The 11,798-nt window shown below is 79.1% G+C and carries 12 protein-coding genes and 1 rRNA gene; 3 read left to right on the forward strand and 10 right to left on the reverse strand.

The features are described 5' to 3' along the window. The first annotated feature begins 14 nt into the window (after positions 1–14). Positions 15–941, forward strand: a complete 927-nt coding sequence (locus ACI8AC_RS12575; protein WP_456898119.1) for a TetR/AcrR family transcriptional regulator — start codon at positions 15–17, stop codon at positions 939–941. A 4-nt stretch (positions 942–945) separates the two neighbouring features. Here the strand turns inward: ACI8AC_RS12575 and ACI8AC_RS12580 are convergent, their stop codons facing one another. The 5 genes from ACI8AC_RS12580 to ACI8AC_RS12600 all read right to left on the reverse strand — a co-directional run bounded on the left by ACI8AC_RS12580 (position 946) and on the right by ACI8AC_RS12600 (position 5,806). Further along, complete coding sequence (locus ACI8AC_RS12580) at positions 946–1,659, reverse strand: methylase (protein WP_456898120.1); 714 nt, start codon at positions 1,657–1,659, stop codon at positions 946–948. Positions 1,660–1,794: 135 nt separating this feature from the next. Beyond that, positions 1,795–3,663 (reverse strand): DNA repair protein RecN, encoded by a 1,869-nt coding sequence (gene recN, locus ACI8AC_RS12585; RefSeq protein ID WP_456898121.1) that lies wholly within the window; start codon positions 3,661–3,663, stop codon positions 1,795–1,797. Beyond that, positions 3,647–4,714 (reverse strand): NAD kinase, encoded by a 1,068-nt coding sequence (locus ACI8AC_RS12590; RefSeq protein WP_456898122.1) that lies wholly within the window; start codon positions 4,712–4,714, stop codon positions 3,647–3,649. Before ACI8AC_RS12590 ends, recN begins: the two co-directional genes overlap by 17 nt. 25 nt (positions 4,715–4,739) lie before the next feature. Continuing rightward, entirely contained in the window at positions 4,740–5,537 is a 798-nt protein-coding gene (locus ACI8AC_RS12595) for a TlyA family RNA methyltransferase (RefSeq protein ID WP_456898123.1), read from the reverse strand. Next, positions 5,537–5,806, reverse strand: coding sequence for a hypothetical protein (locus tag ACI8AC_RS12600; RefSeq protein WP_456898124.1), 270 nt, complete (start codon positions 5,804–5,806; stop codon positions 5,537–5,539). The genes ACI8AC_RS12595 and ACI8AC_RS12600 overlap by 1 nt, the downstream gene beginning before the upstream one ends. Before the next feature lie 187 nt (positions 5,807–5,993). On the opposite strand from ACI8AC_RS12600, the gene ACI8AC_RS12605 reads away from it, so the two are divergent. Next, on the forward strand, positions 5,994–6,332 hold the full coding sequence (locus ACI8AC_RS12605; protein ID WP_456898125.1) for an alkyl sulfatase C-terminal domain-containing protein: 339 nt from the start codon (positions 5,994–5,996) through the stop codon (positions 6,330–6,332). Between the two features lie 13 nt (positions 6,333–6,345). Here the strand turns inward: ACI8AC_RS12605 and ACI8AC_RS12610 are convergent, their stop codons facing one another. Both ACI8AC_RS12610 and ACI8AC_RS12615 read right to left on the reverse strand, forming a co-directional pair. Further along, on the reverse strand, positions 6,346–7,437 hold the full coding sequence (locus ACI8AC_RS12610; RefSeq protein ID WP_456898126.1) for an HAD-IIA family hydrolase: 1,092 nt from the start codon (positions 7,435–7,437) through the stop codon (positions 6,346–6,348). After that, entirely contained in the window at positions 7,434–7,832 is a 399-nt protein-coding gene (locus ACI8AC_RS12615; protein WP_456898127.1) for a tetratricopeptide repeat protein, read from the reverse strand. The genes ACI8AC_RS12610 and ACI8AC_RS12615 overlap by 4 nt, the downstream gene beginning before the upstream one ends. 226 nt (positions 7,833–8,058) lie before the next feature. Here ACI8AC_RS12615 and ACI8AC_RS12620 point away from each other — a divergent pair, with 226 nt between their 5' ends. Beyond that, on the forward strand, positions 8,059–9,249 hold the full coding sequence (locus ACI8AC_RS12620) for a DUF1015 domain-containing protein (protein ID WP_456898128.1): 1,191 nt from the start codon (positions 8,059–8,061) through the stop codon (positions 9,247–9,249). Between the two features lie 56 nt (positions 9,250–9,305). Here ACI8AC_RS12620 and ACI8AC_RS12625 read toward each other — a convergent pair whose 3' ends face one another. The 3 genes from ACI8AC_RS12625 to rrf all read right to left on the reverse strand — a co-directional run bounded on the left by ACI8AC_RS12625 (position 9,306) and on the right by rrf (position 11,797). Beyond that, positions 9,306–9,647, reverse strand: a complete 342-nt coding sequence (locus ACI8AC_RS12625; RefSeq protein WP_456898129.1) for a single-stranded DNA-binding protein — start codon at positions 9,645–9,647, stop codon at positions 9,306–9,308. A 100-nt stretch (positions 9,648–9,747) separates the two neighbouring features. Beyond that, positions 9,748–10,692 carry a tetratricopeptide repeat protein gene (locus ACI8AC_RS12630; RefSeq protein ID WP_456898130.1) on the reverse strand — a complete coding sequence of 315 codons (945 nt, stop codon included), beginning with the start codon at positions 10,690–10,692 and terminating at the stop codon, positions 9,748–9,750. 988 nt (positions 10,693–11,680) lie between these two features. Next, a 5S ribosomal RNA gene (rrf, locus tag ACI8AC_RS12635) occupies positions 11,681–11,797 on the reverse strand. Position 11,798 lies beyond the last annotated feature (1 nt).

The raw sequence follows: 11,798 nt of genomic DNA on the forward strand, positions 1-11,798 counted from the left end.
CTAGCGTTACGCGCGTGACGGAAGGGGCGCCCGCGGTCGGCGGCAGGGTCGGCGGCACGCATGCCGACGACGTCCGGCCCGAGGCGGTCGACGCGGCGGTCCGCGCGCTGCGGCGCGACAACGTCGCCGTCGACCGCGCCCCGACCGACCCCGACCTCCCCACCACCGACCCGGCCACGACCGCGGCCCGCCCGGCGGACGGGCCGGCCGCGGCGGTGCCGCCCGTGCCCGGGGCCGGGGCCCCGCCCGCCCCGGCGTCCGACGGCGGCGAGGAGGGCGGCCGCGGCCGGCGCAGCCGCCGCGGGCTGCGCGGCCCGGGGATCCGCGAGCGCCGGCGCCAGCAGACCCGGGCCCGGATCGTCGACGCCGCCGCCGAGCTGTTCGCCGAGCGCGGCTTCGACGCGGTGAGCGTCGTGGAGATCGCCCAGCGGGCCGGCGTGGTCGAGAAGACGGTGTTCAACCACTTCCCGGTCAAGGAGGGGCTGGTCTTCGACGCCGACCCGCCCATCCGCGCCGCGCTGCTGCACGCCGTGGCCACCCGGCCGCGGGGCGAGTCCGTGACCGCCGCCGCCGGCACCTTCGTGGTGCGCGCGATGAGCATGCTCGGCGCCCCGGAGGCCGCCGACGGGGTGGCCGGGATGGCGCGGGTCATCCGCGGCAGCCACACGCTGCAGCTGCGCGAGCGGGAGATCCTCGGCGAGCTGACCACGGCGCTGGCCGGCCAGATCGCCGAGGAGACGCAGTCCGAGCCGGGCGACCCCGCGCCGTGGCTGGCGGCGCACGCGGTGCTCGGCCTCTACGCCGCGCTGCTCGACCTCGCCCGCGACCGCGTGCTCGCCGGCGTCACCGGCCCCCGCCTGTCGGCGGAGCTGCGCGCCCGCGGCGACCGCGGCCTGGCCCTGCTGCAGTTCGGGCTGGCCGGCTACGCCAAGCGCCGGTGACGGGTCAGGCGACCTGGAGGGCGCGCAGGAGCTGGGCGGCGCGGTCGCCGGGGATGTCGGGGTCGGTGGTGAACAGCGCGACGGCGACCATGTACCCGTCCTCGCCGGCCCAGGCGCGCCCCTCGGCGCACATCCGCCGGACGTGCTCGCGCACCTTCGGCTCGGCGCTGTAGGGGCCGTAGTCCAGCGCCATGGCGAGGAAGTTGACCACCCGGTAGCCGAGGTCCCCGGCCGTCGTCACCGTGGCGACGGGGTCGGAGTAGCTGGGGACGGCGGTGAGGACGTCGGTGTACCCGGCCTTGAGCAGCTGCAGGACCAGGTCGTTGCCGTGCACCCCGCCCCACAGCTCCGGCATCAGGATCTCCCGGTCCGGCGCGGGGATGTAGGGCGGGTTGGCGATGACCGTGCGCACCCGCGGGCGGTCCCCGGAGTCCGCGCGGTCGAAGAAGTCGCCGAGTTCGACGGTGTAGCGGTCGGCCACCCCGCGCGCGGCGATGTTGGCGCGGGCCGTCTCCACCGAGGGGGCGCTGATGTCGCAGCTGCGCACCCGCAGCTCCGGGAGGCCGGCGACGACGTCGGCGATGGCGGTGGCGTCCCCGGTGCCGAGCTCGTCGACCCCGTGGCCCGCCCAGCCGAGCTCGTCCCGGTACTGCTGCAGCAGCATGCAGACGCTGAAGCCGTAGTGCGCCGACTCGTCCGCGGAGGAGAAGCAGCTCACCGGGCGGTGCCCTCGATCGCGCCGGCGGCCGGCCGGGGGTCTGCGGTGGGCTCTCCTCGGTTGCACACGACCGGCCCCTACCCCGGCGCTCGCCCGTCCACGCGTCGTCCCCCGTTCCGGGGACGGCGCGCCCGGTCAGGCCGCCGCGCGGGCCTCCGCGGCCACGGCGAGCAGCTCGCGGGCGTGCGCCTGCCCGGTGTCGCTGTCGGCCAGGCCGGAGAGCATGCGGGCCAGCTCGCGCACGCGGTCCTCGCCGGCCACGGCCCGGATGTCGGTGGCGGTGACGCCCGCCCCGGTGTCCGGGGCCTTGTCGACGACCAGGTGGGTGTCGGCGAAGGCGGCCACCTGCGCGAGGTGGGTGACGACGACGACCTGGTGCCGGCGGGCCAGCCGGGCCAGCCGGCGACCGATCTCCCCCGCGGCCTGGCCGCCCACCCCGGCGTCCACCTCGTCGAACACCATGACCGGCACCGGGTCGGCCCCGGCGAAGACGACCTCGATGGCGAGCATCACCCGGGAGAGCTCACCGCCGGAGGCGCCCTTGTGCACCGGGCGCGGCGGGGCGCCGGGGTGGGCCGACATCAGCAGCGCGACCTCGTCGACGCCCTCCGGCCCCGGTGCGGCCGGGTCGGTGTCGACGGAGAAGGAGACCTGCGCGCTCTTCATCGCCAGCCCGGCCAGCTCCCGGCCGACCTCCGCGGCGAAGCCGTCGGCCGCGGCCCGCCGGCCGGTCGAGATGCGGGCCGCGAGGTCGTCGACCTCGGCCCGGGCGGCGTCGCGCGCGCTCTCCAGGGCCTCGAGCGCCTCGTCGGAGACGTCGAGCTCGGCCAGCCGGCCGCGCGCGTCCTCGGCCCAGGCCAGCACCCCGGCCACCCCCTCGCCGGGGTCGGCGTACTTGCGCACCAGGGCGGTCAGCGCCGCCCGGCGGTCGAGCACCTCGGCCAGGCGCGCCGGGTCGGCGTCGAGGTCGGCGACGTAGCCGGCCAGCTGGGTGGCGACGTCGGAGACGACGGCGACCGCGTCGGCGAGGTCCTTGGCCAGCAGCACCAGGGCGGGGTCGTCGGAGCCGGCCAGTGCCCGCTCCGCGATCGCGAGGGCGGCGCTGGCGTCCTGCGGGACCCCCTCCCCGCCCAGGTCGCCGGTGACGTCGCCGACGAGGGCCAGCCGGGCCTCGTCGGCGGCGGCCCGCAGGGCGTCGGCGTCGCCGAGCCGGCGGGCCTGGGCGTCGAGCTCGTCGTCCTCACCCGGCTGGGGGGCGGCCGCCTCGATCTCGGCCAGCCCGCTGCGCAGCACGTCGGCGGCCTGGGCGAGCTCGCGGGCCTGCCCCCGGCGGCGCTCGAGGTCGCCGGTCAGCTCCCGCCAGCGGGCGTAGGCCTCGCGGTAGGTCTCGAGCAGGGCCAGGTGCTCGGGCCCGGCGTAGCGGTCCAGCGCGCGCCGCTGCTCGGCGGGGCGGGACAGCCGCAGCTGGTCGCTCTGGCCGTGCACCGCCAGCAGCCCCTCGGCGAGCTCGGCGACCACGCCGACGGGCACGCTGCGGCCGCCGAGGTGGGCGCGGGAGCGGCCCTCGGCGCTGACCGTGCGGGCCAGGATGAGGCTGCCGTCGTCGTCGGGGTCGGCACCGGCGTCGGCGGCCCGCTCCCAGACCGGGGAGTCGGCGGGCAGCGCGAGGCGGCCCTCGACGCCGGCGCGGCCGTTGGCGCGCACCCGCCCGGGGTCGGCCCGGCCGCCGAAGAGCAGGGTCAGGCCGGTCACGACCATGGTCTTGCCGGCCCCGGTCTCCCCGGTGACGACGGTGAGCCCGTCGCCGAGCTCGAGGGTGACGTCGTCGATGGCCCCCAGCCCGCGGATGCGCAGCTCGGTCAGCCGGCCCCGGGACGTCCCGGGGCCGGTCGGCGGCTGCCCGGCCGGCACCTGCTCGTCCCCACCGGCGTCGGGGGCCGGGGCCTCCGGCGCCCGACGGCCCGGCGCCCGGGTCCGCCCGGTCCGCTCACGCGTCGCCGCCACCGGCACCTCCCGTCCGCCCGTCGAGCGGGCCTCCCCCACCCCGGGCCCCGCCGCCCACGGGCGGGTCGATGTCGACCTCGCCGCGCGTGAGCACGTCGCGGCTCGTCGACAGCTCGCGGCCGGGGTCGTGCGAGCGCTCGCGGAAGCCGCGCACCGGCAGGCCGAACTTGGCGACCAGCCGGTCGCCGAACGTGGCCTGGTGGACCCGTGCGATGCGCACCGGGCGGCCGGCCCGCCGGACGTCGACCCGGCCGCCCTCCGGCACGTCGAGCGCCCGCCGCCCGTCGGCCGAGACCCGCGCGCGGTTGCCGTCGGCGGGGATGCCGACGCTGAGCACGGAGTCCGGCGAGGTGACCAGCGGCCGGGAGAACAGGGCGTGGGCGTTGGAGGGCACCATGAGCAGCGCCTCGACGTCGGGCCAGACCACCGGGCCGCCGGCCGAGAAGGCGTAGGCGGTGGAGCCGGTGGGGGTGGAGAAGAGCACCCCGTCGCAGCCGAAGCTGGTCAGCGGCCGGCCGTCGATCGCGATGACGACGTCCAGCACCCGGGAGCGCTGGGACTTCTCCACCGAGACCTCGTTGAGCGCCCAGGTGCCGCCCACGACCGCGCCGGTGCGGTCGAGCACGTCGACCTCGATCGCCAGCCGCTTCTCCACGGCGTACTCGCACTGCTCGATGGCGGTCAGCGTCTCCTCCACCGCCTCGGGCTCGGTCTCGGCCAGGAACCCGACCCGGCCGAGGTTGACGCCCATGAGCGCGGCGTTGCTGTACCGCGCCAGCTCCGCGGCGCGCAGGAAGGTGCCGTCGCCGCCGAAGACCATGACGATCTCGGCACCACGGGCGGCCTCGGAGTCGGCGGGGACCACCTCGGCACCCTCGATCCCGAGCTCGGGGGCCTCGTCGTCCAGGAGCCGGACGGTGATGCCGGCCCGGGCCAGCCGGGCGGCCGAGCTGCGGGCCAGCGCGACGACGTCGGCGCGGCCGGTGTGGACGGCGAGCAGGACGTGCCTGCTGCCGCTGGGTGGCCACACGCTGGGACCGGGTTGGCTCACGGTGCCTCCTCGGGGCGGGGCGGGGTCACGACGGCCCCTCGGTGACGGCTCGGTGCACGTCCTCCGGGCGCGGCGGGCCGGCGTCCCGGCGCAGCCAGAGGAAGTACTCGACGTTGCCGGCCGGTCCGGGCAGCGGGCTGGCGACCACGCCGGCGGTCCCCCAGCCGAGCCCGGCGGCGGCCCGGGCGACCTCGAGGACGGCGGCCTCGCGCGCGGCGGGGTCGCGGACGACGCCGCCGGAGCCCAGCCGCTCGCGGCCGACCTCGAACTGCGGCTTGACCATCGGCAGCAGGTCGGCGCCCTCGGTGGTGCAGGCGGTCAGCGCCGGGAGCACCAGCCGCAGCGAGATGAACGAGAGGTCGGCGACGACGAGGTCGACCGGGCCCCCGGCCTGCTCCGGGGTGAGCGACCGGACGTTGGTCCGCTCCAGCACGCGCACCCGGTCGTCGGTGCGCAGCGACCAGGCCAGCTCGCCGTACCCGACGTCGACGGCCACCACCTCGCGGGCGCCCCGGCGCAGCAGCACCTCGGTGAACCCGCCCGTGGACGCCCCCGCGTCCAGCGCCCGCCGGCCCGCCACGTCGACGGGCAGGGCCGCCAGCGCGCCGAGCAGCTTGTGGGCGCCCCGCGAGACCCAGGTGGGCTCGTCCGGGTCGGTGCGGACGACGACCGGCGTGTCGGCGTCGACCCCGGTCGCGGGCTTGGTCGCGGCGCGGCCGGAGACCGCGACGCGGCCCTCGGCGATGAGGTCCACCGCGTGCTCGCGCGACCGGGCCAGGCCGCGCCGCACCAGCTCGGCGTCCAGACGGTTGCGGCGGACCATCAGAGCTGGTCGATCGAGGCGAGCTCGCGCTGCAGCCGGGCGTGCTCGGCCTCGAGGACGGCGACGTGCTCGGCGACCGGCAGGGATCCGAGACCGGCGAGGGCCGGCGACGGCGCGGAGCCGCCTGCCGCGGTGGGGTCCGGCCCCGTGCTGCCCGCTCCCGTGCTGCGCGGTGCGGTGCTGCGCGGCGCGGTGCTGCGCGGCGCGGTGCTGCCCGGTGCCGGCACCGGCGGGCCCGGGACCGGGCGGGGCCGGTGGGGCTCGGTCATGGGCTGGCCTCTCGCGAAGGGGTTCCGGCGGGGTGTCGGGGCGGCGTCGGGGGGACGATGACGGACGGGCCGGGCACCGCACCCCCGGCCCGCGAGGGTACCGGCCGGGGACGACGGCCACGGGCCGCCGAGGCGGGGGCTACGGTTCCCCCGCCGGTGCACCGACGAACGAGGAGGTCTGCGGGCCGTGGCGACGACCGAGGAGTGCCGGACCGCGCTGGAGTCCGTCCTGGGCGACCTGGCCGCCAAGCCGGCGGCGAAGGGGCTGGACCGCAGCCTGTCCTGCCACCTGCCCGACCTGGGCGAGGTGTTCCGCGCCCGGCTGTCGCGCGGGGCCGTGCGGGACCTGCGCGCCGAGCCGGCGGCGGACTCGCTGCAGAAGGCCGACATCCGGCTGACGATGGCCAGCGACGACCTCGTCGCGCTGACCCGGGGCGAGCTGTCCTTCGGGCCGGCGTGGGCCTCGGGACGGGTGAAGCTCGAGGCCGGGCTGCGCGACATGCTGCGGCTGCGCGCCCTGCTCTGAGCGCCCGGCCGGGTCACCGGTCCCCCAGCCCCCACCGGGCGAGCGCTTCCGCGGCCGCGGGCTCACCGGCCCGCGGGCGCGGCGCCGGGTCGCCGTGCGCCCGGTCGACCTCGGCCCAGTGGGCGACGCAGAGGGCGCGCAGCCCGTCGAGCCCGTCGTCCGGGGTGGCCTGGCCGGCCGCCCGGTCGCCGTCCCCGGCCACCAGTTCCACCGCACCGCGGGTGACGCGCGCCGACCACCGCCCGCAGCGGGCGCCGCCCTCGGTGGGCAGGACCGCGGGGTGCGCCACCAGCAGGCCCGCCGCGTCGCCGGCCAGGAGGTCGGGCCGCTGGTCCGGGGGTGCGGCGAGCAGCCGGCGGGCGTCGGTGACACCGCTCAGGACGAGCAGGCTCGCCGCGCCGGCCCGCCGGGCACCCTCGACGTCGGTGTCCAGGCGGTCGCCGACCACCAGCGGGCGGCGAGCGCCGGTGCGCCGGACGCACTCGGCGTGCATCGCCGGGTCCGGTTTGCCCGTGACCAGCGGGGCGCGCCCGGTCACCGCGCTGACGACGCCGACGAGGGCCCCGTTGCCGGGGAGCGGGCCACGCGGCGAGGGGACGGTGGCGTCGGCGTTGGTGGCGACGTGCTCGGCGCCGTTCCGGACGGCCACCACCGCCTCGGCCAGCTCCGCCCAGCCGACGTCGCGGCCGTACCCCTGGACCACGGCCTGCGGCCGGTCGCCCGCGGTCCCGACGACGGTCAGCCCGGCCCGGGTCAGGGCGGCCGCCACGCCCGGCCCGCCGACGGCGAGCACCCGCGCCCCGCGCCCCAGCCGGCCGGCCACGACGGTGGCCGCCGCCTGGGAGCTGGTGATGACGTCGTCGGCGGACGCGGCCACCCCGATCTCGCGCAGGTGGGCGGCGACCTCCTCGGGGGTCCGGGAGGCGTTGTTTGTGACGAACCCCAGCCGCATGCCCACCGCCGTGGCCCGGGCCAGCGCGGCCGGTACCCCCGGGACGGCGTCCGGGCCCACGTAGACCACGCCGTCGAGGTCGAGCAGGGCCACGTCGAAGACGGCCGCCGGGGGCTGCGCGCAGCCTCCGGTCAGGGGCGCGGCCGGGGTCACGCCGACCCCGAGGAGCGGCGCGCGCGGACCCGGCGCAGCGCACGCGTGTAGTCCCCCACGTCGGGGCGCATGGCGACCGCCAGGGCCAGGTGCTCGGCGGCCAGGTCGAGGTCCCCGGCCCGGCTGGCGGCCAGCCCCAGCCCGAACTGGGCGTAGTCGTCGGTGGGGTTGCCGCGGATCAGGCGGGTGAAGGAGCCGATGGCCTCGTCGTAGCGGCCGGCGTCGAACTGGGCCCGGGCCAGGGCCTCCAGCAGGCTGCGCGAGCCGGGCTCCGCGGCGACGGCCCGGGACAGCAGGGTGGCCGCTGCGGCGGGATCCCGGTTGGCCAGCAGCCGGAGGCCGCGCTGGTACCACTCGTAGACGTCGCCCTCCGGGGCACCCTCCTCGTCGGCCACTCCCGCCCCCCTCCGGTCCCGTCGTCGGCCCGCTCGTCGGCGCCGCGGTCGGCGCCGAGGACCCCCCGCCCGGCCCACCCGCGCCGGGGGGTGACGGGCCGCTCCTACGATCACCCTCGTGTCCTCGTCGCCGGTGGGTCCCGCACATCCCGCCCGGGACGGCCTGGAGGTCCGACCCTTCCGGGCCCTGACCTACCGTCGACGCGACCCCGGGCACCTCGCCCGCGTGAGTTCGCCAGCCTACGACCTGGTCACCCCGGAGGGCCGGGAGCGGCTGGTGGCCGCCGACCCGCACAACGTCGTGCGCCTCATCCTGCCGCTCGTGCCGCCCGTCCCCGGGCACGAGGCCGGCGCCGCGGGCGGGGTGGAGCAGGCGGCGGCCACGCTGCGCACCTGGACCGCGGAGGGGGTCCTCGAGCGGGACCCCGAGCCGGCCCTGTGGCTCTACGAGATGGCCCCGCCGGGTGGGGCCCCCGCGACGCTCGGCTGGCTGGGGGCGGTGGCGCTGCCCGCGGCGGGCTCGACGGCGGTGCTCCCGCACGAGGACACCTTCCCGGTGGCGGTCGAGGGCCGGCGGGCGCTGCTGGCCGCCACCCGCACCGACCTGGAGCCGATCGTGCTGGCCCACGACCCCGACGAGCAGGTCGAGGCCCTCGCCCGGACGGTCCGCACCGCCCGGCCCGCCCTGCAGGTGGACGACGCCGACGGGGTCCGGCACCGCCTGTGGCGCGTCGTCGACCCGGCGGTCCTCGCCGCCGTGTCGGGCGGGCTGGCCCGCACGGCGGCCGTCATCGCCGACGGGCACCACCGCTTCGCCGCGGCCTGCGCGCACGCCCGGGAGCCCGGTGCCGCCCCGGACCCGGCCGTGCTGGCCCTGCTCACGCCCATGGGCCCGGGCGGGCTGCGGGTCGAGGGCATCCACCGCGTGGTCCCCGGGCTCGACTTCGACGCGGCGGTGTCGGCCGCGGCGGCCGGCTTCAGCGTCACCGGGCTCCCCGCGGCGGACGTCGCGGCCGCGGCCGCCCGCGAGCTCGCCGACCCCGCGGCGCCGGGCCTGCTGGTGACCGACGGCACCCGGCTGGCGCGCCTGCACGACCCGGCACCGTACGTGCGGGACGCGGTGCCCGCCGAGGCGCCGGCGGCCTGGCGCGGGCTCGACGTGGTGCTCGCCCACCACGGGCTGCTGCGGCGGCTGTGGGGCCGGGAGGACGGCCCCGGTGAGCTGCTCATCGCCCACGACCTGCCCACCGCCCTCGCCGAGGCGCGGGCGCGGCGCGGCGTGGCCGTGCTGCTGCGCGGCCCCTCCCCTGCGGCGGTGGCCGCCGTGGCGCGGGCCGGGGCCCGGATGCCGCGGAAGTCGACCCTGTTCGTGCCCAAGCCCCGGACCGGGCTGGTCCTGCGCCCGCACGGGGGCTGACGGGGGCCGCGACCCCGGCGTCCGCCCCGGCGCCGGGTGCGGTGCCGCGGCGCCCCTCACCCCGCCGTGGCCCGCAGGACCTTGCGGCCCCGGAGGCAGTTGACCTCGCACACGGACGCGGTGCCGGAGGGGGTCCGCCAGAAGCGGCGCTGCAGGGCGCCCTGCACCTCGACGACGTCCCCGGCGGCCCAGGCGGCGGCCCGGCGTTGCAGCGCCCGGTCGTAGGAGATGCAGGTGAGGACGTCGACCGACTGGCCCCGTGCCCGCGGTTCGGGCCGGCGGACCACCAGCCGGAAGGTCACCAGCGTGTCCCCGCTGGGCAGGCTGCGCACCTCTACCGGTGCGGGCAGCCGGCCCCGGAGCACCACGTCGTTGCGGTCGATCACTGCCACGGTCATGCCCGAGAGCCTCGCCGTCACCGCCCGTCCGCCCGGGGCCCGGCGCCCCCCTGTGGAACCGGCCGCGGCGTGTGGACACCGCGGCCGGTTCCGTCCCGGGTCAGTGCTGTGTGCCGTCCGCGGCGTCCCCAGGTCCGTCGACGGAGGGGTCCGGCGCGGAGCCGTCCTCGCCGAGCAGCTCGGCCACCTCGGCCTCGACCTCCTCGTCGAAGGTGGGCCGACGGGCCGGCCCGGCCCCCGCGTCCCGGTGCACTGCTGGATCACCCCCGGCCGCCGCAGCGGGGAAGGGCTCCGCCTGCGCCTCGGAAGCCTCGCCCTCCGGCGTCGCGGCGGCCTCGCCCTCAGGGGCGGGGGCCTCGTCCGCGGGGGTGGCCCCGGCCTCGTCGACCGTCTCCTCCACCTCGGAGAACTCCACGTCGTCCTCGGGTGTGTGCTCGGCGACGGCCTCCTGCCACGGTCGGGCGGCCGCCTCGTCCCCGGTCGCGGTGAGCAGGTCGGCGTAGGCGGAGGCGAGGCGCAGCGTGCCGGCGTCGTCCCAGTCGACGCTGTCCGGCCGCGGCCGTCCCCCGAGCGCGCCCTCGAGGACGAGCCGGGCGGCCGCGGTCTCCCCGAGGTCCCGGCGCGCACCGGCCTCGACCAGCCGCAGCTCCACGGTCTCCGCGGCGTCGGGCGAGCTCTCCAGCGCCTCCCGCACGAGCCGCAGGGCCACCTCGGGGCGCCCCATGGCGCGCTCGCAGTCGGCCAGCACGGCCCGGTAGCCGGGGTCGCCGCTCATGCGCCGGTAGGCCCGCAGCTCACGCGCGGCCTCGGCGTAGTCGCCGGCGTGGTAGGCCGCCACCCCCACGGCCTCCCGCACCACGGCGATGCGGGAGGCGCGGTCGCGCGCCGCCCGGGCGTGGGCGAGCGCCTCCGCCGGGTCCTCGTCGACGAGGGACCCGGCTGCGACCAGGTGCCCGGCGACGCGCGTGGCGTTGCGCGCCTCCAGGCCGCGCAGGGCCCTGCGCACCCCGGCATCGAGGTCGCGGGGATCGGCCCAGTCGGGCACGGCGGGACCGGCCGGGGCCGGCGGCGTGCGGTCGGCGCGGCCTGCGACCGGACCGCGGCGGTCGCCGGTGGGCCGGCGCTCCCGCCAGTTGCCCGCAGGCGCCCCCGACCGGTGCGGGCGCCCGGCCTCGCGGGCTCCGCCCGCCCCGGTCCGCTGGGGTCGCCGTTCCCGCCAGTCGCCGCCCCCGGAACCGCGCTGCGGGCGCCGGTCCTGCCACGACCCCGCGTCGTCGCCCCGCTCGGGACGCCATCCCGCACGTCCACCCCCGCCCTCGGGAGTGCGCCGGGGGCGCCGGTCCTGCCAGGCCCCCCCGTCGCCCGGCCGCTGGGGACGCCGCTCCTGCCAGGAGCCGCGGTCACCCGGCGCCGGGGGCCGCCGCTCGCTCCGGTCGCCGGTGGCCCGCTGGGGCCGCCGCTCGCGCCACTCCCCCGGAGGTGTGCCGCCCGCCCGACCGGTCCCGGTACGCCCTCCCCGCGAAGGCTCCTGCGACGCTCGTCCGCGCTCGCGTCCTCCCGGGCTGTCGCCGCGGTACGACCGGTCCTCCCGGCGGTCCCGCCAGGCGGGTCGGTCCTGGGCGCCGGCGGCCCGTGCGTCGGGGCCGCCGGGACGTCCACCTCGTGCCTGCTCGCCCGGACGGCCTCCGCCGGCCTGGGGGCGGCGCTCGCGCCAGTCGGACGGCGCGCCGGCACCTCCACCGCGTCGGCGCTCGCCGGCCGGGCTTCCGCTGCCCCCGCCCTGCGGCGCGCCGCCTCGGACCCCGGCCCCGCGGGTCCCACCGCCCGACTGGGGGCGTCCTCTCCCGGCGGCACGACCGGACCGGGGCGCGCCGCCTCCGGGGGTCCGGTCGTCGCGGTGGCCCTCGCCTCGTGCGGGTGGAGTCATGGCTCTCTGCTACCTCGTCGCGGGGGTCGGCACTCGCGGTGCTGATGGTGGGCATGCAAAACGGGGGCCGGAGCGGAAAGCTCCGACCCCCGTTTCGGGAATGGTTGTCCGGCGGTGTCCTACTCTCCCACCCCGTCTCCGGGGCAGTACCATCGGCGCTGAGAGGCTTAGCTTCCGGGTTCGGAATGGGACCGGGCGTTTCCCTCTCGCCATGACCGCCGTAA

It is taken from the genome of Geodermatophilus sp. SYSU D00758 (assembly GCF_054049955.1).